A 25,722-nucleotide genomic window follows, 5' to 3' on the forward strand; every position below is an offset into this window, starting at 1 on the left:
CATGCCTGGATAGAATATCTAAAAATGTTAGAGGTGGTATCCCAATGTTCGAAGAAAAGACTCCACATATCATGGTTTACGCAGACTGCCATAACAGCCATGCAAAAGGCGACTTTCAGCTCGCCTGCCTCATTGCGCATGATTTACAGCGCCAGCTGCTTGAAAGACACTCCAGCGTCAAAGTGGTTTTAAGCACCTCAGAAACCAGCATGGAGAGGCTCACTTCCATGTACCCACAAACAGGAGACGGACTTCACATTCGGGGAATGGATATACCGGTGCGTACGCTGCAGCAGTTTGACATGCTGAATAATTCCCTCATCGCCTTTGTGGATGCCAACCGCTGCAAGCCCGCGCCATCCGAAATTGTGCTGCGGGTACTCGAACCTGAAACCCGCTACCTCTTTGTGCACGGGCCGCATCGAACTTCACAAAAGCGAAACAGTCCTGGCTGGATAATTGAAATGCTCCAATGGATGGGCAGCGCGCCCGAGCTGTTTCGCTTGCTTCACCCTGATACTCTCAGCATCGGTGCCTGCGGCCTTGGAAGCGAGCGTTATGGATTGCCAGACATTGATTTTCCTGCGGATGGGGCTTCAACTTCTGCCCCTGAGCTCAATGATTATGGATTTATGTACTTTTCCAAAAGGGAACCTGACAAGATACTCGCAATGGTTGAGCAATACATGGTGCTGGCAAACCTGAGCAGGTACGTAGTGGTTGGCCCGGCCGGTACAATTATTGCGCCTGATGGTGTTGACGCGCTTCCTCGAGCCACCTTTTCGGAAAAAGTATTTACCACTTTTTCAACGGTCAGCAATCATGACATGCGCCGTCTCATCAAGGGTGCTGTCTGCCCGCTCGTGGTTACCACAGGCACCATCAGTACAATTGAGGCCATGAGTGACGGCAAGTTATCCTTCTATGATTACAGGGGGCTCAACACCGGATTTGTGGTTAACATGATCGAGGCGGTTCGTGCATTGAACGATAATTCAAGGGGTGAGGACATCACGCAGCTTGGCATGCTGTTACTCGGACCTAAACCACTCGCACCGCTTCATCTCGATAAAACTAAAGAGCTGCTTGCCATACAGGATGTCCGAGAAGGGCTAATCAATGCGCAACAAAATCTCGTAAAACAGGCTCAGGGAAGACTGGCACCACGCCTACTTGACATTATCGGAGCCGCAAAAGATGAGTCTTTGCTGGCAAGGCAACATAAAATCGCCTGCCTGTCGCTCACACGAAAAGACGACTCAGAACCGCCAAAAGGCGGTCAGGCCGTTCGTCGCGCCGCATTTGGCAACCACCTCTATGCACTCAAAATCTTTCTTAAATACCTTCCACTCACGGAAGTTGACAGTCAGGGGGGGCCAAGGGAGCGCACGGCACTGCATTTTGCCGCATTAATGGGGCATGAGGAAGCGGTGATACTGCTCCTTCGCAAAGGCGCTAATCCATGGGTGAAAGACATTGACGGAAATACGCCGATTGATTTGGCAGCCACGTCAAAAGCGCTTTCACCTGAAAAGTGCGTACATCTGGCTGACAGAATGCGGACGCATGCCATCCTGACAGACACGTCAGCATCGACATCAATATCAACATCGACACCGACATCGCAGTGTGGGTATGAAAGTTCCTGCATCACGCAGTAACCGTCAGGTCATTGCAGCATTCAAAGCCGGTGAACGATCAGGGGCGTGGCGCGCATCGACTTCCACGCCCTGAGTCGTTGTAACTGCAGGAGCGAGAACTTCTGACAACGAGGGCTTTTGCCGCGGGGGGTTAATCGCGATGCCTAAACCATCGCAGTCGACTGGTGGCCTTTTCAGACGTTCGATAGTCGGTGACCATGGCCTGGAAGCACTGGTCTTTTCACCTGATCCCTCAAAAAAACCATTTGCATTAGATGGCATACTTTCCTCTCCTTGTGAAAATTTCCATATTGCAGACCTTACCTTCCTCAGGATGCGAGCAGCGCGCCTTCCTGGATACGAACAGTCCGCTTCATGCGTCCTGCAAGCTGTAAATCATGGGTAACGATAACAAGCGCTGTTTGAAATTTTTCATTGAGTGCAAGCAGCAAATCAAAAATCCTGGCGGCAGTTGTGTTATCAAGATTACCGGTTGGCTCATCTGCCAGCACACACTGCGGCGTATGAACGAGGGCGCGTGCGATGGCAACGCGCTGACGCTCTCCGCCTGAAAGCTGAGAAGGCCTGTGAGTGATACGCGCAGAGAGTCCAACTTCGGCAAGCATGCCCTCTGCAAGCGCGCACGCTTCTCTCGGTGAGCGCCCTGCCAGCAAGAGCGGCATTGCCACATTCTCAAGCGCACTGAATTCCGGCAACAGGTGATGAAACTGGTAAACAAATCCCAGATGGCGGTTGCGAAGCTCACAGCGACGCTTTTCAGAAATACCCTGCCAGTCCACGCCCTGCAGGCGGACTTCACCACGACTTGGAGTATCAAGCCCTCCAAGCAGGTGTAACAGGGTACTTTTTCCTGAGCCCGAAGGGCCAACAATAGCCAGTGTTTCGCCAGGCTGCACACAAAAATCCACGGCACCGAGCACCTCAACCGCCTCTACGCCGTCATGATAGGTTTTGCCGAGTCCCCGGCAGGAAAGGATGGCGTTATTCATAGTGCAGTGCCTCCGCAATCACGGTGCGTGAAGCGCGCCATGCAGGATAAAGGGTTGCAAGAAAACTCATGCTTAAGGCTATCCCGGAGACTTTCCACAGATCGGAAGCAAGAATTTTTGAGGGTAGAAAATCGACAAAATACATGCTGGATGACAGCACCTGCACCTCGAAGAACTTTTGCAGTGCGTTGACAATGGCCGTGGCATTGCTCGCGAGTAAAAGGCCACTCAAAAGCCCCATCAGGGTACCGACCACCCCCACCATCATTCCCTGAACAACGAAAATACGCATAATACAGGCGGGCGTGGCGCCAATCGTGCGCAGAATGGCGATTTCCGCCTGTTTATCATTCACTACCATCACAAGTGACGACACCAGATTAAACGCCGCTACCGCAATTATGAGCACGAGGATAGAAAACATCATGGTTTTTTCCATCTTCACGGCCTCAAAAAACGACCCGAACTGGTTAGTCCAGTTGCCAACCTCATAGTCTTCACCAAGACTGGCCGCTATCTGCTCTGAAAGCGCGGGAGCTGCGTAAATGTTCGTGATTTTCAGTTTAAGCCCGGTAACACCATCGCCGGTTTGAAAGAGCTTCTGAGCATCCTGAAGACCGATAAAGGCGAGCTTTGTGTCAAAATTAAAACCGGTACCGGCAGAGAAAACCCCGGTTACGGTAAACCGTTTAAAACGCGGTATCATGCCAGCCGGTGTTACGGTTGCCTGGGGTATCATGACCGTTACTTTATCGCCGAGCATCAGGCCAAGGCTGTCGGCCAGCTGACGCCCGGGAATCATGCCAAAACCCGACAATCCCTCAAGGCTGCCGGCAAGGAGCTTATCAGCAAGATGGGTTATCTTTTCCTCAGCCTGCGGCTCTATGCCGGTCAGCACGATGGGTAAAACCTGTCCATCATGCGTTATGAGCCCCTGACCACCGACAAAAGGTGCGACCGCGCGCACGCCGGGAAACTGCATCAGGCGCGCTTCAAGCGCCTTCCAGTCCTTGATACTCTCGCCCTCGCGACCTGAAACCGTAATTTCAGGAGCCATCCCAAAAAAGCGGTTGTGAATCTCGGCATCGAAACCGTTCATCACCGAAAGCACGGTAATAAGCACCATAACCCCAAGCGCAATACCGAGCATCGAGCTCAGGGAAATAAAGGACACAAAATGGTTCTTTTTGCGCGCACGGGTATAGCGCAATCCAATGTAGAGAGGCACAGGCCTAAACACATCACGTCCTTATCGGTAAATAATCTATTCTATAGAAAATCCAGACACACGAACAGGTGTACCCACAAACGCGCCCCAAGTTATGGCTTATCCCCCTCCGTCCTCACAAAACCCACACACTTATCCACAGAAATTGTGGACAACTGCAAAACTGGCACGAACGATGCATACGGCTCAAATGTGAACCTTATTTGAACTTTTCGTTTTTTATGATCTATATTAAAACAAAATACATACATGTTATGGCGTATGAAAAGACTCTCACACATCCTAAGCACCACCTGCCCGACACAAAACGGTCGTGATTTCTACACTACTGCGCCATTTATAACTAAACACCCTTTCCCTTCCAAAGGAGAAGCATGATGCGTATTCCTGAGCGTCGAGAACACATTCGCGTGGATGACTGGCTGTGCTTTGAATATCAGCTGCTTGGGCCCGGCGATACCCTGCACGCCTCCGAAGAGATAGTCCTGAACCCGCGAAATACCCGCCAGCAGGAAATGGCACGCTATCTCGATGGCATAAACCGCGAACTGGCAGGCCTCAGTTCACAGCTTAAGGCACGCGACCCGCTGCTTGCACAGTACCTTGACATGCTGAATACCAAGCTCGACTATCTGGCCACGCATACAACCGGTCACATGCCGATGCGGGAGCAGCACGTCAACCTGAGTCTTGGCGGCATGGCATTTATCTGCAAGGAAGCGCTAAGCCCGCAGACACGGCTGAAACTGACACTCTACACGCGCCCCCACGGTACGCCGCTGACACTTGAGGCGCATGTTGCCTGGTGCGAGCCTCATCGTCTTGGACACTGGCGGGTCGCTGTCAAGTTCACACCGCTCACCCGCGAGCAGGAAGCGGTACTGTCATTAACACTTTTGCATGCCCACGGAACAACTCCAGTGGAATAGGTTGCTGCGAAGGACGCCTTGTCGCATAATCAGGAAACATTTTTATACAGGAAACGTTCATGACACGACACGTCTTTTGCCACAAACTTCAACAAAACGCAGAAGGCCTCGAGCGACCGCCGTTGCCGGGCGCGCTGGGTACACGTATTTTCGAACACATCTCCAAAGCGGCATGGAGCAGCTGGACGCAGCACCAGACCATGCTTATCAATGAGTACCGTCTGAACCTGATGGATAAGGAAGCGCGCACTTTCCTGCAGTCGGAGATGGAGCGCTTTCTTTTTGGCGAGGGCTCAGAAGTACCTCCAGGATTCACACCTAAAACCCAGGGATAACCATGCACCGTGAATGGATACACTATAGCCCCGAAGTGTTGCAGGCAATGCGGGAAACGCGTCCGGTTGTGGCCCTTGAGTCCACCATCATTTCACATGGCCTGCCCTGGCCGAGCAACATTGAAACGGCACTGGCTGTGGAAGATATCCTGCGTGCAAAAGGTGTTACACCTGCAACCATCGCGATTTTTGATGGGAAAATTCACATCGGGCTTGAGGCGTTCGAGATGACGCGTCTTGCGCAGTCTGAAACTGTGCTGAAAGCGTCAAGACGTGATCTTGCCTATGCCCTTACCCAAAAATGCGTGGGCACAACTACAGTCGCTGCCACCATGTATTGCGCACACCTTGCCGGCATTCCGCTCTTTGTGACCGGCGGCATTGGAGGCGTACACCATGATGTTGCCTCAAGTTTTGATATCTCTGCCGACCTCATTGAATTGTGCGAAACTCCAGTCACGGTCATTTGTGCCGGTGCCAAGTCCATTCTTGACCTGCCAAAAACCCTTGAAGTACTGGAAACCCACGGTGTCCCCGTTATCGGTTTTCAGACCGATGAATTTCCCGCCTTCTACAGTCAGGCGAGCGGCATACCGCTTTTACAACGCTTGAATTCGCCAGAGGATATTGCCGAACTGATGCGCTGCCAGAAAGCACTTGGACTCAAAAACGGCATTGTGGTGGCAAACCCCATCCCCGCACCCTCTGAAATCCCGTTGCACACGCTTGAGCCCGTCATTGCCCAGGCACAACGCGAAGCCTCCGACATTCATGGCAAGGCCGTTACCCCCTTTCTGCTGTCACGTATCAACGAATTGACAGCGGGTCAAAGCGTGCGCGCCAATATAGAGCTGATTAAAAACAATGCTCTTTTGGGGGCAAATATTGCAAATGCCTTGAATTTAAACAGCTTTGAAAAAAAAGTTGTATGAAGTCTTGACTCAAACGCTCTGTAAGCGTCTAATAGCAACCCGTGGGGCCAGATAGCTCAGTCGGTAGAGCAGAGGACTGAAAATCCTCGTGTCGGCAGTTCGATTCTGCCTCTGGCCACCACTTATCACCACCTGCATTACCCCAGTTAATAAATACCAATCTCTCATATTACCCTTTCAATACCAATTATAAATGTCGCCCAAACACCAATGAGCGTATGTGAAACACTTACTCCAATCAATGATTTTTGCCGATAGAACATCCATCCCCAAAAGAGGCCCGGCAGAAACACGAACAGGGCAAAATCAGCGCCTGTATGCGAGTGGGCACTGGCAAAAATAAGATTAGAGACAACAATGGATTTCCATTTAATCTGAGTTTCTGAACCCTCGAATAAATGTTGCAGTGAAGTCTGAACGCATCCTCTGGCTAAAAACTCCTGAACCGGACAAAATAACGCATAAGCGATCATGGATAATAGATAAATTCTTAAACTGAATGGCGCTCCATTTTCAAAAATGGAGGCAATATCTATCATAGGGATATGGTTTAAGGCTGGATCCATTGAAATAATCAGCCACTTAATCATCACTACAATTAACATGACCGGAATACTGAACAAAATGGCTTCCGACAGGTTTCTGTATAGATTATCGGCTCTGAATCCATAATAGCTGAGTGGGTAACCGCTCGCACGCACCACGGAAAACAAGACAAGTACAAAAACTATTAGGGTCTGTTGACATTTGGTGGTGCGAAGCGAAAATCACGTTAATTTAGGCCAAATTTTATCTTGAGTGAGGCGAATAGCCGGCTCTATTTAACGAACTCAAGGTAAAATTTGGACAAATTGACGTGGTTTGCAGCCGTGTCACCAATTGTCAACAGACCCTAATAACCCTACGCTTAGAAAGGTTCGGTTTTCTACGTATTGTTCGCTCGATTCAATTAAATTTAAGGACAGTACATACAACGATAATAAAATCAGCATTCTCACTGAAAAAATGCTGTTAATATATTTACTCGAGAGAACTGAAACTGTGATACTGTTTGTCAAACGTAATCGAGCAGACAGTTGTTTGGATATTTTTTTTTTATGACGCCAAGAATTTCCTGCAACTCTGGAGAGCTTTCCAGGCAGTGGATGTCAAATTTATAGATGCTGCTGTCTTCGATAGTTTTAACCGAAGCTGAACGTGGGCACGAATCGATTAAAACAAGTTCACCCACGGCACTGCCTGCATTTAATGCCGCAATTACATAGTCATTGTTGCCAGAATTGATAAATACATTCACAGAACCTTTCTGAATATAGTAAAAGGTACTCTCACACGCTCCCTCTTTAATAAACACCGTATCCTTTTTAAACTCTATTAATTAACCTGAATGCAGCAGCGTGTCCAGTTGAACCGCTGTGAGCCCCTCAAAAAAACCATCGGCAATAATGTCCATTGGATTATTAATGTTCAAAGTGATTAGTTAAAGTGTACTACAAAATTTTATTTTAGGGCGCGCAGACGTTCACGTGATTGTCGCACCAATGCAGTGGTTTGATTTTTTAATCCAACTCAATGATGTGGTATTTATCTGCTTTGTGCGTTAAATAAGACAGCAGTATCTTATACGCATCGTAGGTATGACTGGAATTTTCTTTTACGAGTTTACGCCATTGAGCAAGTGATTTTTCATTTGATACAACTCCTAAATGTCTCCACTGATAAAACACTGTAAATTGAGTCAGTTGATTGACAGGACAATGCTCTTTAATGGCAATTGCTCCTGGATATGGCCAAATCTCTTCCTGGTATTCTTTTAATGCTTCCAATAAGCGCATGTTGTAAGGTTCAACATGTTCTACCTGAATGCACGCGCCGTTACAGCGTTTTAACTGGTAGGAAAAACAGGGACCACTTCCCTGCTCCATCCCACATAGCCGGGGACACAACTTATGAGCCTTTATTATCTGAAGCAACATACGCTTTGCTTCTGTCATACTTCGAAAAGCGCCATAGATTCGGTGTTCCCCCGCGTGCTGTTCCTCATCAATTTTTTCACGAACAATCGAAACCGTTAAATAGCCCTTTTGCTCCATTAATTTGAAACCCACGAGGATTTTTTTGCGCCTTAACCTGCGGTTATAAACAGGCATGTATTCTTTAATCATATTCGATTCAAGTAACAGGGCACTCAGCTCCCCCGCGGTTGGAATCACCTCTATCCGCTCAACCTGCTGACTGAGAGCAAATTCCTTAGGGTGCGCATAATCCCCGGAAAAATGCGACATTACCCGCTGACGTATCGCAATACTCTTACCGATGTAAAGCGGCAGGGGATTATTATTCCTGTAAAAAATATAAACGCCTGGCGCATCCGGCAATTGGCTCACATCAGTGATTAATTTAGAGGGGATACTCGATTTTTGATACAACGTTTTTGCAACAGAAAGCATATGAGACCAGGAATGACGCTCCGCCATTGTCACGATGATTTGGTGCAGCGTGTCTACATCAGCCTGAGCGCGATGATGATTGTGCACGCTGATATTAAGCGCACTTGCGATGGATGCCAAACGATAAGATTCCTGCTGAGGATAGAGGGCCTTTAATAATTTTATCGTACAGAGCACAGGTGCCTGATAGCTTATCCCGTTGTTCTTGAAGGCATTCTTAATAAAACCATAATCAAAGCGTGCATTGTGTGCCACAAACACACACCCCTTCAACAACGCATACAATTCAGCTGAAATCGCTGAAAAATCCGGTGCAGCGTGAACCATTTCATTCGTAATACCTGTTACGCTGCTTACAGTCTGTGGTATGGAACGCGATGGTTTAATCAAACGGTGCCAGGTCGCTATAACACCATGCTCTGTGATGATAAAAACCGCTATTTCGATAATGGCATCATGCGTCACATGAATGCCTGTCGTTTCTATATCGACGAGAGCCCAGCGATAGGAATGCGGCATAAGTATTCTTTGATAAAAGACTATATGAAAGAAGTCGGGTCAGCGCGTGGTGCAGGCTTTGAGTTAGTACCTGTCGAGCGCTTTGCCCTCGATTTTCTATTCCACCTGCACAACATCAAACCTGCTTTATAATATTGCTGCATTATACTCGTTTTTTCGGCATGATAAATATCGGCGCAAGTGGTGATGCCCTTCCTTTTCGGTAACAGATAATTTTAGGCAATTCGCGCTTTCCTATCACAAATGTGATGGATAAATATTCACCAACCAGGCACTCGCCTTCATTTCAAGATGTAAAAATCGTCAACTTCTGCTCATAAATGAAACCAGAATTAAAGAGAGGTTTATTTTTATTAATATCAAGTGCATTCAATATGAATGCTGTTAATATTGCTGGTTCATATTGAATCATAACGTGCCATATGTTAATTTTGCTTCGACATGACATATGCAAAAGTATCATATGAATCAAAAACCCTACGCTTCATTTGCTAAGCGCTTAATTGAAACCCTTAAGAAAGAAGGGCATACAGCAACCCGCTCGCCAAATGGCGTATGCATAAAAACCCTTGCTGAGTTTACTGGCGCATCAGAACAAATATGCCGGCGATACATTCGCGGTGATGCTCTACCAGATTACGAAAAAATAAAAAAATTAGCGCATCGTCTGCAAGTCAATCCGGGCTGGTTGTTGTTTGGTGAGGGTAAGAAGTCCTCCAGTAATAACGAACTGGATGAGAATGTACTGCATTACATCTTAAAACACAGCCATCGCTTGTACCCAGTTTCAGAAGGTGGTAACAACGATTATGCCGATTTCGCGCTGGGGTTACTCAGAGAAGCCCGATCCATTGATACCGATGAGAATACACTGTTTAAAATCATCGACCTCGCTATTGGTTCTATATCTTTGTATGAAGAAAAAAACAGGAAATTAGAACAGGCTGTTTAAGTTGTAATTATGGATTTACAAAATAAAATCAGGTTACACCCGCGTGCAAGAGAGTTTCTTTTTGAGAATTATTACACAACACGCAAACTATTTTCAGACGTGCTGGGGCAGCTTGAAGTAGATTATATCTCTATGGCTTTCATTAATTCATCAAGGCAAATCTTTTTTTTATCCTCGGCTCCTTCAATAGAACAAAATTTAATAGAAACAGGATCATGGAAATATGAAGGGATTTATCAGCCTGATTTTATATTCCAGGATAAACCCAAATTATGGGCGGAGCTCCCAGCTGCTGGAAGCTACATGAAACAGCAAATGGAAAATAAAAATTTTTGTAATATAGGGATTTCAATGATTGATACTGATGACTATCATAGAATAGTCTTTTCCTTCGGATTTAAAAAGCTCCAGCCGCTAATTGAAAGTAAACACCCTCAACATTGTAAAAAATTACTACATCTTGGGAAATATTGCTTGCGTGAATTAAAAAGAACCATTTTATTCCCAGAACTCCAAAAATCAGTTAAGTCGCAATTACGTTTAATCATTAATAACGAGGTAATTCATGAAAAAAATGAATAACAAATACCCAATTTTTAAAGAAATTGCAAAGCCCGTTATTGAAACTGAATTTGGTAGTAAGGAACAAAAGAATCTCATTGATGACCTTTTCAAAAATATGGAAGAAAATGCTGCAGTATGTTCAGCAGCCCCACAAATTGGCATTGGCAAAGGAGTAAAAGTATTTGACACAATATACACCAATAGCAGAAAACAAAAAAAACTGATACAAAATGCAGCTTTGATTAACCCTAAATTTAAGATTCTTTCTGATGAAATTAAGATTGATTATGAAGGCTGTTTAAACTGCGATATTTTTTTAATGGGACAAGTACCACGCGCCATGGAGATAGAATATTGCGGTTTCGATACAGAAGGTAATCCAATCACTAAAAATTCCTCAGGTTTGGAGGCGCGTATCATACAGCACGAAATTGGCAATCTGAATGGATACTTATTTATTGATCGTATGGGGGATGATAGTGCATTGACTGCTCTATCGGAACCACAAGAGAAAGGCTAAATAAGATGAAGCATATCACACGAATTATTCTAGCAGGATCTCTAGGCAATCTTATTGAATCCTTTGATATGGCTATATGTGAATTACTATCGATCTATATGGCCGTTTATTTGGTTGGAAATGTTTCAGAGGGCTTATTTATTGTTTTCCTCACTTTCTTAGCAGGATATCTGGCAAGGCCGCTAGGGGCAATGGCCATGGGATCATTATCTGATATTTACGGGAGAAAGATAGTGCTCGCAGGATCTATTTTGATAATGGGGATTTCTACGAGCTTGATAGCCTTTATCCCCTCTCATAACCATATGAACAATTATTCCGTTATTATTCTGCTGAGCTTGAGGATTATTCAAAGTTTTTTTTGTGGTGCAGAATATCTCAATTCATCAACCTATTTAATTGAAAACGTCGATGCATCTAAAAGGGGTTCAACCGGGAGTTGGGCATCATTTGGAACTATGACAGGAATGTTAGTTGCTTCGATACTTGCCTTAATCGTATATCACTACAATCACATCTATCCAGAATATAAATGGCTAATTTGGCGTATTCCATTTATAGTTGCGTTATTAGGATCATCGGTAGGGTTATATATCCGTTTATTCATACCAGAAAGTTTGGAATATATTTTATATTATTCTGATAGACCAAAACCCAAGTTTAATGAATTAATAAAAACGTCATTAAGCCATATAAGGAACAACAAAAGAATGGCTTTTAAGGCTTTCCTTTTAAGCTGTTTAGGTGTAACAACCACCTTTCAAATATTTATTTATGGGCCGATGCAGACACATCTGTATGGACACTTTAATGATCATGAAATATTAATATCCAACATTATTTCGCTGATGGTATTGCTATCTATCTTCCCATTGATAGGGAAACTATCTGACAAATTTAATCGTGAAAAAATTGTTATTCTAGCCAGCATAGGATTTATGATACTTTCTCAGCCATTCTTCTATTCAATGTCCACCACCAACCTGATTAACTATGTGTTCGCACAGGCATTAATTTCAATACCTGCTAGCGCTTATTATGCTACTGCTCCAGTGATTTTAGCTGAGATGTTCCCAATTAATTTACGATGTACAATACTGTCAGTGATATATTCTATAGCAGCCAGTTTATCAGCTGGATTAGCTCCTGTTGTATCAATGATACTGGTTGAAAAAACAAACATACCTTCCTCACCCTCTATTTTGATTCTTATTCTGGTAAGCGCCTTACTCCTACTTGTAAAGAAATCTTTCTATGTGGCTAAAAAAACTCAGGATTCTTTATGAAATTTTTACCCCGTATCATTTTTAGTGAATTCACAGATAAAATTCTTGATGAATCCTATTATCCCATTCATCCTTTAGAAACCTTAAAAGCACACTTAACTGCCGCCTGGTTATTACAACAACCCAATCCAGACATCATTGCAAAAACCGAAGCTTTCATTTCTAAAACCACTGCCATTATAGATACAGACGTATCCCGTCTAAAAAAATTAGCTTCAGAAACTTTATACTGGGATGAACTTAAAATATGCAGTGCTTATACGAATACTATGGGGACATTCCTCGAATACAAACTGTTTTTAACAGACCATCACATGCAACAACAGGTTCTGCATTTCCATGCAGGCTATAAGTTTAACCTTGGGCGGTGTTTTTTCATTTCAGAAACCCCCCCTCTCATCAGAGTAGCAGGAGACCCGGTTTTACAACAACCTGGAGCCCTTTACCCTGATAATCCCACGCTTGAAGAACAACTGGAATTAAGTGCGCAAATTGAACTGGCAAAATCGGTTTTAATTCAAACCAGTGGTGCCGGCATTGCAGCGAATCAGTGTGCAGGCATTAAAAACCCTTATAGATTTACTATAGTTGGTGTCTTTTATGAGTCTGTAAGTCATGTCGAAGGTGTTGAAAAACGTTATCCAGGCACGAAGTTTCCTCAGGCAAAAATAATGTTAAACCCTGTAATTATCTCTGTCAGCAAAGACATGCAACAGTTTAACCATGCTTGCTTAAGTGTTCCTTGTGGAAATCGTTGTGCCGTATTAAGTCCAGTTGAGATACGTGTAAAGTATAAAGATCCCTTGGATAAAATGGCGATAAAAGAAGCTTCTTACAAGGGTATTGATGCCGTAGTTTTATGGCATGAGCTGACTCATATACTGGATGGTAAAACCTATTTGGACGTGACATTTGAGGCATTATCAGATGAACAGCTTTTTAAATTTGTTACAATGCTGGATGCTGAAATCAAACATCGTTTAATAGACGGCCAACTCAACATACCTGAGCTATCGGTGCCTCCTTTTCATGTGAGTGTTAAAATTAATGCAGAAGGAATCCCGCAGTTAGATTCCGATGAATTGGCAGCCGTATTGCCAAAAATGACTGATGAAACCTTAAGTGGTCTATTGGGTCAAGCAAGTGATCAATTAAAAAAAAAGTACGTGATTGAGAGCGATAAACCAGCTCAGATAACGTATACATCCTTCTTTTCACTTATGGAATCCCAAAATAGTGGCAGAGACCCTGTAAGGAAAGGGTTTATACAGGCAAAACTTTAGTACGTGTATTCCAAAATATGGCTGCAAATGCGGCGTTTTAGTCTCATTATGCGTTGGATAAATTGTATGATTTTATTCCAGAATTTTCAAAATCCCTTAAAACACATTTGCATTTAATTATTAATGACAAGGTATATATGATTAAGCTACTGGAAAAAGACGACCCGAAACTGCGACTAATTGCAGAACCGATTGTTGAAACTGAATTTGGCAGTGAGGAACTTAAGAAGCTGGTGGAAGACCTGTTTGTAATCATGGATGAAAATGCAGCTGTTGGTGTGGCTGCGCCACAAATTGGCATCAGCAAACGCGTAATAGTGTTTGGGACGATGTCGACAAATACCCGAAAACCAACGAACCCGATACAAAATACAGCTCTGATTAATCCTGAATATAAGATTCTTTCCGATGAAATTCAGATTGATTATGAAGGTTGCTTAAACTGTGATTTTTTAATGGGGCTCGTACCACGCGCAATGGAAATTGAATATAGCGGTTTTGACCCAGACGGAAATCCAATTACAAAAATAGCCACCGGCCTCGAGGCGCGTATCTTACAGCATGAAATTGATCATCTGGATGGATACTTGTTTTTAGACCGAATGGAGGATGATAGTACATTAACAACGCTATCGGAACTACAAGAAAAAAGCTAAATGCGCAATCATTTCATGATATAAAGCGAAAAAATGGGGTAAGGAGAGTTAGGTATCAGTTACGGCCGTCAGGTGCGATACTTAAAAACCAACTCATCTTATGCGCCCATTTTTTCCTTTCATGTTCTACACTTATCAGCCGAAAGTATATGCACCTTTGTTTTATGAATAAACGTACCCCGCAACCTGCTTCTGCTATGCAAAAGCTCCGTGAGGGTTAAAGTCCTTAACAGATATCGGCGCGCTTTAAAGGCATGATTCTAATCTCTCAGCCTGTAGTTTCGGCTATTTCTCGTCTTATGAGCATTTAGAAAAATCAATCGAGTCCATAGTTATTAATAATTTTTGTATCACCAATAAATTTATTGAAACAAATATTAATAGATATTAATATTTGTTTCCTTATAATTACCGAGTGATCATCGCCAACAGGAGGAACCCTATAAAATCTGTTAAATCTCAGTTTTTGATTACAACTTAAGGATTAGAACAAGGAGTAAAAGATGTCATTAGGTGATTTTTCAAGCAAGTCGTTCAAACAAAGGGTTTATATCCATGCCCTTATTAATCACGTAAAAATAAACACAGATATCATGGCAGGTTTACTGGAAGTGCCTCTCGAGTTGATTGAGAATGTCTATGCGGGTAAAGCGCTTCTTGATGACAATTCATCACTAAAGTTATTAAAATTAATAGCAATTTATTCTAAACCATCATAGGATACCCACACTCCGCTGTATGAAGCAAAAACGTGGTATTTAAGAGGCAATACCTGCTTGAGTGAGGCAAATAGCGGGCGCTATTTTACGAACTCAAGCGGGCATTACTACCAAACCCTCGCATTGCGAGCATTATCGTAAAATGCAAAACCTCTATACGTATCTCAAGTTTTTACAACAGCAATTTTGCATCTATCATCCATGAAACAACACCAGCGGCGGCAGCATGGTACTGATGATGCCAAAAAATTGCAGAATATAGATAATAATGACACCCAGTATTACGAGGTTTATAAGGCTCTTAACGATGGCCGGGATAGGCAGAAAGCGACCAATGAGCCCCATGAGTATGCCAAGACCAATGATAACCACAAGTAAATTCAATAAAGAAATCATGATTAAGTCCTTTTACATGTTTTAACTTCATTATAGTCCAAATATTTGAGGACACTTCTTGCTTAATGGTCAGTCCGTAAAATACTCTAAATCAGAAATGTCGCGCAGATAGTGGCATCATTATGCGCACTCGCTGCTCCCGCCTGCCCGATGTTCGAAATCCAGTCTCGATAATATAAGTCGGTTTCCTGGACGAGAAACAAGCGTGGCAATTTCCCGGTTGCAGGCAACCGGGCTAAGGTATTTACTCAGTCCTGTCTCAGCAGGCATCCTTCAGTGACCAAAGTCAATATAAGACTCTGATACACGGCGCCACATCAAAAGCAGCCAAACCATGACCTTTTAGGTTCTTGCGCTTCGTCCCTCTTATCTGGATTCATGCGATCCAGTTCACGCAAGGTTCCAGCTTTTATCGAGGTTGCAAAAAATCCTCTTTGCACAGCAAAGAATTGATGCAGTTGCGTGTTATTAGACAAGGCTTCGCGCACGTAATTATTTCTCTCATCCCGAGGACTACAGCGAATATAATTAAGCAGTATTTCTTTATTATTGGGATTCCTGGCCAAACTTTCTATTTCACGAGTCTGCAAACTATCGTTGCTTAATCGGTCTAAGAGATTTCTGGCGAAATCCGTATTATCTACTCTAGTCTTAATAACTGACAAGTAAGCATATTTACCACTGCTAAAAAAAGTATTTAGGGCGGTTTGTGGCGTTAATGCATTACGGAAAAGTATCTCTCTTTCCCTTACAGGCATCGCACTAATAGCTCCAAACAATATCTTATTGTTACAATTATGTGGCTCATTTTCGTACTTACCGCGCTCCCAGTAGGAGCCATATGAGCGCACCACAGTATCATCCATTCCATCTTTTAAAACTTTAAGCAAAAAGTCTTTTATTCTGATAGAAGCGTACGCATAACTCCTTAATTTGGTACTTATTGTTAACGGAAGCGGGCTCTTAAAGCTCTCAAGATAGTTCACCACCACATCAAGCTCACTTTGGACTGAAGGCTGTTGTTTTACAGCTGCCTCTACGGATTCTATTTTATCTTTAGACATAATGTTATCCCACCATATTGGTTTTAAAGAAACCATCTTGTGTGATGGCAGGCTTAAAAGTATCAAGTAATTATTAAGAAAAAATTAAGAAGGTTACATTTTTGTAAATATTTTATTTTCTGAATAATTTTCGTACTTTCATCTATAAGCCAGCTTTACCTGTAACCATGATAGACACAATGTAATCTAAACGGGCGCGCAGGCGTTCGCGTGAACGTCTGCGTGCCCGTCTGCGTTACCGAAAGCTTCGCTTCAATGCCGGATAGATACGCCTTCGTGCGCGTCTTTTACATTTTAAAAAATTGTCAGGCACATTGATGCCCCGCATGTGAGCACCATGATTTAATATTTACTTAAGAATTATGCTGTAAGGTAATGGGTCTTATTAAGCAGCGGGTTGTTTTAGATATGTTCAGAAGCGGTAGATTTGCTACAAGAAAGCATTGTTATTACGTAGAATCGAAGGAAAGTTTGACTTATATTCAGGAAGCGACAGAAGCGTTTAAATCTTTTTCGCAAAACCCAAGGGATTATTCTGCTAAAATGCACATCAAAAAGGCATCAGAATTGTATTTAAAAGCCATTGATGCCAGTACCTTAAACACCGATAAAGCATACTGCTCTCGCAAATACGCCAGCACAATTATCCGTGATGAATCATTACCGATTGAAGAGCGTTACTATCTGGCGTTGAATTATTTACAGGACTCCATCAGCAAGTATGAGCACTTTGTAGATAAAAACCCTCATTTAAAAACATCTAAAATATTCATCATGGAGCTGCAACGCGCTTATGTATTGCTTGGGCATGTTGCATTGAAACTAAAATCAGGAGCGGTACTCAGCAACGTAACAGAAAAATTAAACCATCTTCTGGAACGTCTGCCTAATCAAGAATTTATGCTGGAAGTACTCACCTACCAGTGGCACCTAAACCTGTCGCAAAATAAAATCAGTGCGGCCAAAGAAAACATTACAGATTCAATGAAACATTCAGAGTGCCACTCAATTTCAAATCCGACTGACTATCGGCATTTAGCAAAAATCAACTTGTTGGAAGTGTCATCCATTTCAGATTCTGAAGCCAAAAAAACCTATTTTGAAAAACACGTAATGGCGCATTTATGGAAATCCTTTGATGCACATAAAACGTATGTGAAAGGCGTCAGCAGTCAGGCAAGGGACAAGGCCTTACTCAAGGACATCTTCATACTGCTTTATGCCAAAATAGTGCAACGAATCAATGGGATTACCGATAATAATCCAGATGAAACCGTTTATTCGTATATGGTGCGACAGGTTTCAAGGCTTTATAAGTCAAGACCCTCGCAGGTTGCTTTTGTGTCAGGCGCACTCAAAAGGGCTATCGCTCAGATGAAAAATACCGGAGCAATTACTCTGGCCTATAGATTATTTGATAATTCCGTGCCCTCTATCAGTCTGTCCGCTGAACAATTTAACCAGCTTTTCCCTGATTTTGAAACGTTCACTAAAGAGCCGCAAGCTGTTGAAATTGCAGCTCCCGTGGCTTATCACCCTGGACTGTTTGACTCAGGAAACTTCAGACCAGAAAGGGAAGCATGCAGAGCTGCAAGCAGTTCACCAGTCATCTGAAATGTTTACGTAACTACACACGGGATGATGAGGACGTATCATCCCGTAAATCTCAGGCATTCCCATCAAATCGAGCAACCGGCTTATGGCAATAGGGGGCTTTTGCATGTTTTTCATAATATCGCTGGTGCCCCTCTTCAGCGGGCCAGAATACTGAAGCCTCCCGCACCCTGGTCGCCACATTAAACCCCCGCTCACGCAACTGCTCAATCAACGCTTTTGTAACCGCTTCCTGATGGGCATCATGGCAAAACACCGCACTCTGGTATTGCACGCCATAATCAGGGCCCTGGTGCATGTGCTGGGTAGGGTCGTGGATTTCAAAAAAACGTCGTAACACACGTTCAATATCCGTGTGTGCGCTGTCAAACACCACGCGTACCGCTTCAAGATGCCCGGTATGGCCGCTGCAGACTGCATCGTAGGAAGGATACTCGACATGTCCGCCAGTGTATCCCGACTCAGCCAGTACAACGCCTTCCAGACGCCTTAACCAGTATTCAACGCCCCAGAAGCAACCTCCGGCCACAATCACTTCCTCACTGTCGAGGATGGCGTTATCCGGCACAAAGTCAAGGGCTACAGTATTCACACAAAAACGGCGATTTTTAGGCGTGAAATGCTCACCATCAAATACATGGCCAAGATGCGCTTCACAGCGATCGCAGACAATCTCAAGCCTTATGCCATCCCGGTCGGGCACTTCGCGCACGTGAGTGCCCGCGGCTTCGTCAAAGGCAGGCCAGCCACAGCCTGAGTCAAATTGCGAGCGTGTACGAAAAAGCGCAAGACCACAGCGGCGACAGAGACAGCTGCCACGACCGGCAAGGCGCGGATACTGGCCGCTATGGGGATATTCGGTAGCCTTTTCAGTGATGACACGACGCGCAATTGGGGTCAGGCTTGCAGTTTTATCGACATAATCAGCCATTGGTATCTCCCGATATCCATTTCAACAGATCTCCCTTCGCCATCAGGGCCTGTCGATGACCTTCGTTAAAGATTTTTTCATAGCGTTTGAATTCTAGAAAACTAAATGCTCCCATATCGAGCGAAAAAACAAAATCAGCCATTGCCAGCATGCGTTGAGTGGTTTGTGAAGAACTGATACCCATCACACGGTTGATAGTATCCATAAAATTCACTGGATACACCATGTGGTCTTTTTCAAGCATGCTGGAAAAGAGTAGACTCCAGCCAGAAATTGCTGCAGGAAAGTCATCACACTGCATCAGATTTTCTTCACGAATACAAGAGGCTATCACCCGGCTGCCATGTGAAAATTTCATCATGATATCTACGGGAAGGTTATTCAAAACGCCCCCGTCTACGAGCAATTTTCCGCCTTCAGCCACTGGAGGATATACTAAAGGCATCGAACTGCTTGCGCGAATGGCCTTCCAGAGAGAACCGCGCTCATGGACAAAAAGTGCGTTCTCAGTCAAATCCGTAGAAACACAAAAATAGTTTGTCCAAAGGTCTTCAATGCGAGTCTCCTTGCTAAATCCTTCGCTCAAAGAGTCGCTGATTCTGCGACCACTTGAAATTGACAGCCACGGATAGGTCAGAAAAATTTTTGAGCCATAATAGATGAAATTTAGCGCACTCATCCACTCTTCAAAAGGTCTGGTGACATAAATCCCGGCGATTATCGCCCCCATGCTGGTTCCACCAATATAATCCACAGGTATTTTAAGCTCATCAAGCATCCGTAACATCCCAAGATGGGCCATACCCCGAGCCCCTCCCCCGCTTAATACAACTGCAATGGTGGAATCCGTCAATATACGCAGCAGACGCGCGATGCCTGCCGATTCTTGCCAGCGTATATGATAGTGCGTGTTCACCTCGCGAGGCTGCAGCCAGCGCATGGTGCCCTGAGGTGATGGAGGCGATTGCCCTTCATGCAGCATTACAAGGAGCGAACGTTTACGGTGCGCATTCGGGAAGCTCTTAAAATACTGCTCTGATTCGGAAAGCTCAACGTGCTTAGTGGCAGCCGGCGCAAAAAATGCCAGTAAATCCCCCTGACGTATACACCATTTTGTCCATGGTGTCAGGGCTTCATCAGCCACAAAAACCCAGCGTTCTCCATCATTGGCCCGCGCGTTTACCAAAGCGTTTGCCTGTACATCAATGTCTTCCCGCGTGGTGTCAATGCCGAGCTGCAACAGGCTTCCACTGGTTAAAAGGCGAATTTTACCGCGCCTCGTGAACGCCGCATCCAGAGATTGCAAAAAAACCTGCCATCCCGCGATGGGTTTTACGGGTATCAGTATTACGAGAGAACTTTTTCCAGGTGCTATTGGAATCCCATGCAAAGAGTCTGTCAGGCGACGCGTTACAAACGCGGTCAAGGCATTCACCAGTTCTGGCCAGCGCCCGCCCAAAGCCATAAAATCGGCGCGGGAAAGTTCGAGCAGGAGGCTGTCGCGTAAGGCGAATACATCTGCTGAGCGGGGATACCCTGAAATCAGCGCCATCTCACCGACAACAGCACCTTCACTCAAGTCTCCCCATACCTTGCACTGTCCGAGTGCGTCTTTCATTTCATAACAGAGTCGCCCGCGCACCACAATGAACATGGCTTCCCCAAGTTCACCCTGACGCATCACAAACTCTCCACCGTTTATGAGTTTTGGCTGCACAAGACCTGATAACTTTTTCAAACAGCCTGATGGCAGATTATCAAAGGGAGGAAAGCGTTGCAGGAAACTGTGTATGGCATATTTGTCCATAAGGGCGCCCTGAGTCGACTCTTTTGTTGAAGTATAGACGTTCAATCCTAAAAATTATGCGGGAGTTAAGCCTTCGTTAAGTTTCAGGGTACATACTGAGAATATCCATATTAAAGACAGACTGTCATGCCAGAGACCAGCGATACTAACCCTGCCCGCAAAAGCAGTGATGCCCTGCATAATGAGAATTGCTATCATTATTTGCGGTATCTTCTCGAAGCATTTCCAAAGTTTCTGTGTACAGCCGCAAATAACCCTGGCTCAAACAGTCCCAATCTCAATATGTTTGAATACCTTAACGCACTCATTGCTAATGGCCTCTTCTCAATTTTTTCACCGACCTATGCATACGGTAATCTGTACCATAGTCTTATTCCCTTCCTTCAAGACCATATTGAGGTTTTAAATGACCGGGAAAATCCAGAAGAAAATGAAGAGCTTCATGAGTTTATCTACCGTATTTTCGCCAATGACAATGGCAGTTTGATTCGCACCCATGAAGCCATCAGTGACGTCATTGCCGCTCCATCGAATCGCCCTCTTGAAAAACGGGTGACGGAGCACATGGCGGATGATGGCGCGCTTGTTAACGAGCGCCACCCCATTATTGCCGGCTCTGCACCTGAACTGTTGAGGGCAGCGGTTTCCAGTGATTACCGCCCGATGCGCGATAATATTCCCTCAATTTTGCCGTTTATGACCCCTTTCGTGCAACTGCGATTCAGCACCATGGCAGAAAAAGTGGACGCTTTTCGTATCAATCCACTGTTTGCGCGCTGGCTCCAGGTTTTAGAGGCGAGAGGCTGGCGACATTTGTATATTAACCACTTGGCATGGGACCGTCCCGGCTTCGACCCTGAAGGAGAGCGAGAAGTCGCGATGTCAGGTACGCTGCATCAAAATATGCATCCAAACTGCCCCATGATTACCCTTCCTGCTGATAAGGGATTGATGGGAAGCGGCGCCTATACCCACACACACAGAGATCGTAATAAAAACGATGTTTTTGATGCTTTTCTAAAAATTGCTAAAAACTCACATAAAAATTCTCCTGATAATGAGGTGCGGGATTTTCATATTCCTGAAGATTTGAGTAATGCGTTTTTTACAGAGGCACGTGAGAAAAAAGAGTGCCTCAGGAAACTTCTCAAAAAAAGTTTCAAAGAATGTGGACTTATTGGTGAAGACATCACCCGTATCAGCCCTGCAGAAGAGCAGGCGGTGTGGGTGTATTTTATTAATTTTGCGCTCACTGACTTCATCATAGAAAAACTCATGCAACAGTCGCCAGGGACGCAACTTAGCATCAACATCAGCTGTAAGGATGCCATTGACCGCGGCGGGCTTGCTTCAGCCGTTTTTAACCTGATGTACTCCCTTAAACGCACACATACGCCACTCACACGAGAGCAGTTTGAAATGCTTGTTGATGCGCCGGCCGCCATGGTGAAGGGACGTGGCATGAACCATCATCGTAATCGCCTGTGGAACATGATGGATGTGTGGGTTAACGCCAATTTTAAGCACCTGAGCGAAACTCCAAATCTACGATGGATAATCGCATGGCGCGATGACAACTGCCCCATTGCGCGCGTGGCGGATGTCTTTGCGCGGCGCATTGACATGGCGCAACAACAAATAAACAGCCTCGCTGAATCGGTTGTTGGAAAAGATGCGCTTCAAAACGTCTTAGGGCATGTTTCCACGCTCCATGACAAGGGCATCAGTGACCGTCGGCTTTTACTTCGCGTAATTTCAGCAAGTTTCACGCTTGTACACGGCGCTGATGAAAAAACGCATGCCAATTATGAAAAACTCATCCAGCGGATTTCCATTGATTCACGCCTTGGAGCCGCCGCGCGACTGCTCTCTGGCGCCATGAAAGTCCTTTTAGGCGTAGTGAGTTTTTCAAAACAACGCATTGAAAAAGGAGTCAGCACTTTCCGCTCAGGCTTTTACCATGCAGAACGCAAAGCGTTGACAGAAGGGCTGCGAACACTTAAAGCGGAGAGTCAGCCGGTAGCGATTGAGCAGGCAGCGGCTCTCGGCACGGAACTTGCTGATAACGACAGTGATGATGAAGGGACTCGTTTGTTGAGGTGACTTAAACAGTAACGTTAAATCTTACCTCGAGGGATGCGCGGTAAATAAAAAAAGCAGGTGCAACCATGCCACGACTTTTTAAACCATTGCCATCCACGCCAGCGCTAAAAAAGCTGCAAAAAAAAGCGAGCGGCTATCTCATTGAAATTGAGAAGGCGTTGATTAACAACACGCTTTCAGAAAACAGAGTACCTGCGTTTTTGCAGCATCTTAAGCAACTCTCAGATGACCCTGAATACAGGCACCTCAGTCCCCGCATGAAAAAACGCATTAACAAGGCTCAACTTAAGCTCTTTAACCGCCTCACTCCTAATGAAGTGCTGATAGATTCAGACACTGAGATTGACGAGCTGTTTTTAACAGATACTGATGACCTGCCAGAGCTTGAAACTCTGGCTCCACCGTTGATGGTACAAATCCCTTCTGCAACGGATTTAACCTACATGCGGGGCATGATTGCCGGTACTGACGAAGACCAGGCAGAACGCCTTGGAAACATGACTCGGCTGCTCCATAATTTCCCAAATATACCCATCGTTACAACGGATGCGCTCTTTTTAAACCCCAGCTGGAACGAACTTTTTAAGGCTATCGATAACGATACGCCACGGATTGCCGCGCGCCTTTTTTCAGAAATTCCAGATGACGACCCCATTTTAAAACCGCTGCTTGCGGTACATACCCGGTCGTATCTAAAAAAACTCGTGCTTTATTCCATCAGCGCCCACCGTAAGGGTCTTCATGCACTGAATGACGATGTGGTCGTTACCCCCAAAACGTTTGAATTGCTTATCCGGGATTTAGCCACCAGCATTCTTATCCCGGCACCCGTATGTTTTTCATTTGGACTGCCAGGGCATCACGCATTCAGCGACCGGGCCAACGGTTTTTGCCTGATTAATAAAACAGCGGTCATGATGCAGCACATGGCGAATAACAGCCCTGCCCCTCTAAAATTTATCGTAATAGGCCTTGACGTGAATCGCGATGATGGGCTTTGTAATGTCTTGCGTGAAAAATTATCGCACCTTGATATTTGTCACATCGATGTATTCGATTCAAGAGTGTACCCCATGGACGGCAGTATGCAGATTGACCAGGAGTTTGGTGTGCGAAAACCTCGTACGGCACCCGCTTATAACACATGGAAGCAAGGAAACTACGTCTATTATGCGCAGGATTTAAGCCTGCAAGAGACACAAAAAAGCCCGGCAAACCCTGGCATGCTGCATCCAGCAATTGACTTTGCCGTAACTAAAGCGCAGGAAGAAATTAACCGTGCAATTCGGCAGGGCAAAAAAGTAGCCCTGCTTCTGCCAACCGGCTGGGATTCACACTGCAAAGAAACGGCCGATTGCAGTAAAATGTTTGAGCATGATGAATTGTCTGAAGAAGAATCGAGAGTTTGCCGTTTTAACGACCGGGATTTCGGGATTTTCAATTACCTGATAATGACGTATTTTCAGGATAACCGTGAACACATGAGTCACCTGTACTGGGGGCTTGAAGGCGGTTATGAGCGCGGCATGTACGAGTTCCAGGCCAGAAAACTTCTGGAAGCCATTGATGTGCGCCTGATTAACAAACCTGCAGAAGGGCCTGCATCGTCCTCACTTGTTGAAGACGATGCTCCTTCAGGCCCTTCGCTCTGAGGACAGGAACTACTGTACAAGCGCCTCAGATGGTTTCACATACGCATAGCCTAAATCGCGCGCAACGGCTTCATACGTTATCATGCCATTGTGCACGTTTAAGCCATTCATGAGGTGCTTATCGTCCTCAAGGGCGCGTTTCACGCCTTTGGTAACAAGACTCATCACAAAAGGCAGTGTCGCATTATTAAGCGCAAACGTAGAAGTGCGCGGCACCGCCCCTGGCATGTTGGCCACACAATAGTGCACCACATTTTCTTCGATGTAGGTGGGTTCGTGGTGCGTGGTTGCACGGCTCGTTTCAAAGCATCCGCCCTGGTCAATGGCCACATCCACAACAACCGAGCCTGGGCGCATGGCGCGCAGCATCTCGCGGGTCACAAGCTTTGGTGCCGCAGCCCCCGGCACGAGAACAGCGCCAACCACCAAATCCGCACAGGTTACATAATGCTCAAGTGCGTCACGGGTGGCATAAATCGTATTGAGTTTAGCGCCAAACTGAAAATCTAAATCCTGCAGACGCGGCAGGGATTTATCCAGCACTGTCACGCGCGCTTCCATCCCCATGGCCATACGGATGGCATTACTGCCAACAACGCCGCCGCCAATCACCACGACATGAGCGGGCGCCACCCCGGGCACCCCACCCAGTAATATGCCACTGCCGCCCTGCGCCATTTCCAGGCAATGCGCCCCCGCCTGAATAGACATGCGACCGGCAACCTGCGACATCGGTGTCAGAAGCGGCAGTGCACCACTCGCTTCGGTAACCGTTTCATAGGCAATAGCGGTGACACGAGACTCTTTCAAAAGACGTGTCTGTTCAGGATCGGGTGCAAGATGAAGATAGGTAAAAAGCGTTTGCCCCGCGTGCAGTTGCAGACACTCCTCAGGTTGCGGCTCCTTGACTTTGACCACAAGCTCGGCACGCTTAAAAATTTCAGCAGGCGTGCTTACAATTTCAGCACCTGCCGCTTCGTATTCGGCGTCAGTAATGCCAATTCCAGCACCTGCCCCCGTTTCCACGAGCACGTTTGACCCGGCGTGCACTATTTCACGCACACTGCCGGGCACAAGACCCACGCGATTTTCCTGGGGTTTAATTTCTTTTGGAACTCCAACAAGCATACTG

Annotated in this window: 26 protein-coding genes and 1 tRNA gene; 16 read left to right on the forward strand and 11 right to left on the reverse strand. The window is 45.3% G+C overall.

The window, feature by feature from the left end; all coding sequences use genetic code 11:
* Positions 1–44 precede the first annotated feature (44 nt).
* Positions 45–1,661 (forward strand): ankyrin repeat domain-containing protein, encoded by a 1,617-nt coding sequence (locus E4T54_RS12060; RefSeq protein ID WP_028387045.1) that lies wholly within the window; start codon positions 45–47, stop codon positions 1,659–1,661.
* A 3-nt stretch (positions 1,662–1,664) separates the two neighbouring features.
* Here E4T54_RS12060 and E4T54_RS02425 read toward each other — a convergent pair whose 3' ends face one another.
* The 3 genes from E4T54_RS02425 to E4T54_RS02435 are packed head-to-tail and all read right to left on the reverse strand — an operon-like array spanning position 1,665 to position 3,890.
* Positions 1,665–1,922, reverse strand: coding sequence for a hypothetical protein (locus tag E4T54_RS02425; protein WP_028387044.1), 258 nt, complete (start codon positions 1,920–1,922; stop codon positions 1,665–1,667).
* A 47-nt stretch (positions 1,923–1,969) separates the two neighbouring features.
* The gene (lolD, locus tag E4T54_RS02430; RefSeq protein ID WP_058387075.1) at positions 1,970–2,650 is read right to left on the reverse strand and encodes a lipoprotein-releasing ABC transporter ATP-binding protein LolD; all 681 of its coding nucleotides are present in this window, start codon (positions 2,648–2,650) and stop codon (positions 1,970–1,972) included.
* Entirely contained in the window at positions 2,643–3,890 is a 1,248-nt protein-coding gene (locus tag E4T54_RS02435; protein WP_028387042.1) for a lipoprotein-releasing ABC transporter permease subunit, read from the reverse strand. The genes lolD and E4T54_RS02435 overlap by 8 nt, the downstream gene beginning before the upstream one ends.
* A 362-nt stretch (positions 3,891–4,252) precedes the next feature.
* Here E4T54_RS02435 and E4T54_RS02440 point away from each other — a divergent pair, with 362 nt between their 5' ends.
* From E4T54_RS02440 to E4T54_RS02455, 4 genes are all read left to right on the forward strand, one after another.
* Positions 4,253–4,807: a PilZ domain-containing protein gene (locus tag E4T54_RS02440; RefSeq protein WP_051551004.1), complete on the forward strand. Its 555-nt coding sequence runs from the start codon at positions 4,253–4,255 to the stop codon at positions 4,805–4,807.
* A 59-nt stretch (positions 4,808–4,866) separates the two neighbouring features.
* A complete protein-coding gene (locus E4T54_RS02445) occupies positions 4,867–5,142 on the forward strand; it encodes an oxidative damage protection protein (RefSeq protein WP_028387040.1) in 276 nt (91 codons plus the stop codon).
* A gap of 2 nt (positions 5,143–5,144) precedes the next feature.
* Positions 5,145–6,074 (forward strand): pseudouridine-5'-phosphate glycosidase, encoded by a 930-nt coding sequence (locus tag E4T54_RS02450; RefSeq protein WP_028387039.1) that lies wholly within the window; start codon positions 5,145–5,147, stop codon positions 6,072–6,074.
* Between the two features lie 45 nt (positions 6,075–6,119).
* Positions 6,120–6,195 (forward strand) — tRNA-Phe (locus tag E4T54_RS02455).
* 43 nt (positions 6,196–6,238) lie between these two features.
* Here E4T54_RS02455 and E4T54_RS02460 read toward each other — a convergent pair.
* The 3 genes from E4T54_RS02460 to E4T54_RS02470 form a co-directional block, all read right to left on the reverse strand.
* Positions 6,239–6,679 (reverse strand): CPBP family intramembrane glutamic endopeptidase, encoded by a 441-nt coding sequence (locus E4T54_RS02460; protein ID WP_115152814.1) that lies wholly within the window; start codon positions 6,677–6,679, stop codon positions 6,239–6,241.
* Positions 6,680–7,128: 449 nt separating this feature from the next.
* Positions 7,129–7,428 (reverse strand): cyclic nucleotide-binding domain-containing protein, encoded by a 300-nt coding sequence (locus E4T54_RS02465; RefSeq protein ID WP_028387037.1) that lies wholly within the window; start codon positions 7,426–7,428, stop codon positions 7,129–7,131.
* Between the two features lie 205 nt (positions 7,429–7,633).
* Complete coding sequence (locus E4T54_RS02470) at positions 7,634–8,989, reverse strand: 3'-5' exonuclease family protein (protein ID WP_162261976.1); 1,356 nt, start codon at positions 8,987–8,989, stop codon at positions 7,634–7,636.
* On the opposite strand from E4T54_RS02470, the gene E4T54_RS11985 reads away from it, so the two are divergent.
* The 8 genes from E4T54_RS11985 to E4T54_RS02505 all read left to right on the forward strand — a co-directional run bounded on the left by E4T54_RS11985 (position 8,990) and on the right by E4T54_RS02505 (position 15,023).
* The gene (locus E4T54_RS11985) at positions 8,990–9,175 is read left to right on the forward strand and encodes a hypothetical protein (protein ID WP_167755234.1); all 186 of its coding nucleotides are present in this window, start codon (positions 8,990–8,992) and stop codon (positions 9,173–9,175) included. It begins immediately after the preceding gene.
* Positions 9,176–9,506: 331 nt separating this feature from the next.
* Positions 9,507–9,995, forward strand: a complete 489-nt coding sequence (locus E4T54_RS02475) for a helix-turn-helix domain-containing protein (RefSeq protein WP_028387036.1) — start codon at positions 9,507–9,509, stop codon at positions 9,993–9,995.
* 9 nt (positions 9,996–10,004) lie between these two features.
* Positions 10,005–10,577, forward strand: a complete 573-nt coding sequence (locus tag E4T54_RS02480) for a hypothetical protein (RefSeq protein WP_028387035.1) — start codon at positions 10,005–10,007, stop codon at positions 10,575–10,577.
* Entirely contained in the window at positions 10,561–11,079 is a 519-nt protein-coding gene (locus E4T54_RS02485; RefSeq protein WP_028387034.1) for a peptide deformylase, read from the forward strand. The genes E4T54_RS02480 and E4T54_RS02485 overlap by 17 nt, the downstream gene beginning before the upstream one ends.
* Before the next feature lie 5 nt (positions 11,080–11,084).
* The gene (locus E4T54_RS02490; protein WP_051551003.1) at positions 11,085–12,365 is read left to right on the forward strand and encodes an MFS transporter; all 1,281 of its coding nucleotides are present in this window, start codon (positions 11,085–11,087) and stop codon (positions 12,363–12,365) included.
* Entirely contained in the window at positions 12,362–13,648 is a 1,287-nt protein-coding gene (locus E4T54_RS02495) for a peptide deformylase (RefSeq protein WP_028387033.1), read from the forward strand. Before E4T54_RS02490 ends, E4T54_RS02495 begins: the two co-directional genes overlap by 4 nt.
* 137 nt (positions 13,649–13,785) lie before the next feature.
* The gene (def, locus tag E4T54_RS02500) at positions 13,786–14,304 is read left to right on the forward strand and encodes a peptide deformylase (RefSeq protein WP_028387032.1); all 519 of its coding nucleotides are present in this window, start codon (positions 13,786–13,788) and stop codon (positions 14,302–14,304) included.
* 503 nt (positions 14,305–14,807) lie between these two features.
* Positions 14,808–15,023 (forward strand): hypothetical protein, encoded by a 216-nt coding sequence (locus E4T54_RS02505; RefSeq protein WP_028387031.1) that lies wholly within the window; start codon positions 14,808–14,810, stop codon positions 15,021–15,023.
* Between the two features lie 195 nt (positions 15,024–15,218).
* On the opposite strand, the gene E4T54_RS02510 is transcribed toward E4T54_RS02505, so the two are convergent.
* Both E4T54_RS02510 and E4T54_RS02515 read right to left on the reverse strand, forming a co-directional pair.
* On the reverse strand, positions 15,219–15,419 hold the full coding sequence (locus tag E4T54_RS02510; RefSeq protein ID WP_028387030.1) for a Thivi_2564 family membrane protein: 201 nt from the start codon (positions 15,417–15,419) through the stop codon (positions 15,219–15,221).
* Positions 15,420–15,736: 317 nt separating this feature from the next.
* A complete protein-coding gene (locus E4T54_RS02515) occupies positions 15,737–16,483 on the reverse strand; it encodes a hypothetical protein (protein ID WP_028387029.1) in 747 nt (248 codons plus the stop codon).
* 375 nt (positions 16,484–16,858) lie between these two features.
* Here E4T54_RS02515 and E4T54_RS02520 point away from each other — a divergent pair, with 375 nt between their 5' ends.
* Positions 16,859–18,097 (forward strand): hypothetical protein, encoded by a 1,239-nt coding sequence (locus E4T54_RS02520; protein ID WP_131793711.1) that lies wholly within the window; start codon positions 16,859–16,861, stop codon positions 18,095–18,097.
* Positions 18,098–18,149: 52 nt separating this feature from the next.
* Here E4T54_RS02520 and E4T54_RS02525 read toward each other — a convergent pair whose 3' ends face one another.
* Positions 18,150–19,028, reverse strand: a complete 879-nt coding sequence (locus E4T54_RS02525) for a bifunctional methionine sulfoxide reductase B/A protein (protein ID WP_028387027.1) — start codon at positions 19,026–19,028, stop codon at positions 18,150–18,152.
* Positions 19,021–20,835: a patatin-like phospholipase family protein gene (locus E4T54_RS02530; protein WP_028387026.1), complete on the reverse strand. Its 1,815-nt coding sequence runs from the start codon at positions 20,833–20,835 to the stop codon at positions 19,021–19,023. The genes E4T54_RS02525 and E4T54_RS02530 overlap by 8 nt, the downstream gene beginning before the upstream one ends.
* Before the next feature lie 126 nt (positions 20,836–20,961).
* On the opposite strand from E4T54_RS02530, the gene E4T54_RS02535 reads away from it, so the two are divergent.
* Together E4T54_RS02535 and E4T54_RS02540 are read left to right on the forward strand one after the other, a co-directional pair.
* Entirely contained in the window at positions 20,962–22,938 is a 1,977-nt protein-coding gene (locus E4T54_RS02535; RefSeq protein WP_028387025.1) for a hypothetical protein, read from the forward strand.
* A gap of 65 nt (positions 22,939–23,003) precedes the next feature.
* Entirely contained in the window at positions 23,004–24,590 is a 1,587-nt protein-coding gene (locus E4T54_RS02540; protein WP_051551002.1) for an arginase family protein, read from the forward strand.
* 9 nt (positions 24,591–24,599) lie between these two features.
* Here the strand turns inward: E4T54_RS02540 and ald are convergent, their stop codons facing one another.
* The gene (ald, locus tag E4T54_RS02545) at positions 24,600–25,718 is read right to left on the reverse strand and encodes an alanine dehydrogenase (protein WP_028387024.1); all 1,119 of its coding nucleotides are present in this window, start codon (positions 25,716–25,718) and stop codon (positions 24,600–24,602) included.
* Positions 25,719–25,722 lie beyond the last annotated feature (4 nt).

This window comes from Legionella geestiana (assembly GCF_004571195.1).
GTDB lineage: Bacteria > Pseudomonadota > Gammaproteobacteria > Legionellales > Legionellaceae > Legionella_B > Legionella_B geestiana.

What these genes read in the sequence shown, in the direction of transcription:
- E4T54_RS12060 (WP_028387045.1), top strand. Translation starts at nt 45, where the DNA reads ATGTTCGAAGAAAAGACTCCACATATCATGGTTTACGCAGACTGCCAT.
- E4T54_RS02425 (WP_028387044.1), bottom strand. Translation starts at nt 1,922, where the DNA reads ATGCCATCTAATGCAAATGGTTTTTTTGAGGGATCAGGTGAAAAGACC.
- lolD (WP_058387075.1), bottom strand. Translation starts at nt 2,650, where the DNA reads ATGAATAACGCCATCCTTTCCTGCCGGGGACTCGGCAAAACCTATCAT.
- E4T54_RS02440 (WP_051551004.1), top strand. Translation starts at nt 4,253, where the DNA reads ATGATGCGTATTCCTGAGCGTCGAGAACACATTCGCGTGGATGACTGG.
- E4T54_RS02445 (WP_028387040.1), top strand. Translation starts at nt 4,867, where the DNA reads ATGACACGACACGTCTTTTGCCACAAACTTCAACAAAACGCAGAAGGC.
- E4T54_RS02450 (WP_028387039.1), top strand. Translation starts at nt 5,145, where the DNA reads ATGCACCGTGAATGGATACACTATAGCCCCGAAGTGTTGCAGGCAATG.
- E4T54_RS02460 (WP_115152814.1), bottom strand. Translation starts at nt 6,679, where the DNA reads ATGTTAATTGTAGTGATGATTAAGTGGCTGATTATTTCAATGGATCCA.
- E4T54_RS11985 (WP_167755234.1), top strand. Translation starts at nt 8,990, where the DNA reads ATGAATGCCTGTCGTTTCTATATCGACGAGAGCCCAGCGATAGGAATG.
- E4T54_RS02475 (WP_028387036.1), top strand. Translation starts at nt 9,507, where the DNA reads ATGAATCAAAAACCCTACGCTTCATTTGCTAAGCGCTTAATTGAAACC.
- E4T54_RS02480 (WP_028387035.1), top strand. Translation starts at nt 10,005, where the DNA reads ATGGATTTACAAAATAAAATCAGGTTACACCCGCGTGCAAGAGAGTTT.
- E4T54_RS02485 (WP_028387034.1), top strand. Translation starts at nt 10,561, where the DNA reads ATGAAAAAAATGAATAACAAATACCCAATTTTTAAAGAAATTGCAAAG.
- E4T54_RS02490 (WP_051551003.1), top strand. Translation starts at nt 11,085, where the DNA reads ATGAAGCATATCACACGAATTATTCTAGCAGGATCTCTAGGCAATCTT.
- E4T54_RS02495 (WP_028387033.1), top strand. Translation starts at nt 12,362, where the DNA reads ATGAAATTTTTACCCCGTATCATTTTTAGTGAATTCACAGATAAAATT.
- def (WP_028387032.1), top strand. Translation starts at nt 13,786, where the DNA reads ATGATTAAGCTACTGGAAAAAGACGACCCGAAACTGCGACTAATTGCA.
- E4T54_RS02505 (WP_028387031.1), top strand. Translation starts at nt 14,808, where the DNA reads ATGTCATTAGGTGATTTTTCAAGCAAGTCGTTCAAACAAAGGGTTTAT.
- E4T54_RS02510 (WP_028387030.1), bottom strand. Translation starts at nt 15,419, where the DNA reads ATGATTTCTTTATTGAATTTACTTGTGGTTATCATTGGTCTTGGCATA.
- E4T54_RS02515 (WP_028387029.1), bottom strand. Translation starts at nt 16,483, where the DNA reads ATGTCTAAAGATAAAATAGAATCCGTAGAGGCAGCTGTAAAACAACAG.
- E4T54_RS02520 (WP_131793711.1), top strand. Translation starts at nt 16,859, where the DNA reads ATGGGTCTTATTAAGCAGCGGGTTGTTTTAGATATGTTCAGAAGCGGT.
- E4T54_RS02525 (WP_028387027.1), bottom strand. Translation starts at nt 19,028, where the DNA reads ATGGCTGATTATGTCGATAAAACTGCAAGCCTGACCCCAATTGCGCGT.
- E4T54_RS02530 (WP_028387026.1), bottom strand. Translation starts at nt 20,835, where the DNA reads ATGGACAAATATGCCATACACAGTTTCCTGCAACGCTTTCCTCCCTTT.
- E4T54_RS02535 (WP_028387025.1), top strand. Translation starts at nt 20,962, where the DNA reads ATGCCAGAGACCAGCGATACTAACCCTGCCCGCAAAAGCAGTGATGCC.
- E4T54_RS02540 (WP_051551002.1), top strand. Translation starts at nt 23,004, where the DNA reads ATGCCACGACTTTTTAAACCATTGCCATCCACGCCAGCGCTAAAAAAG.
- ald (WP_028387024.1), bottom strand. Translation starts at nt 25,718, where the DNA reads ATGCTTGTTGGAGTTCCAAAAGAAATTAAACCCCAGGAAAATCGCGTG.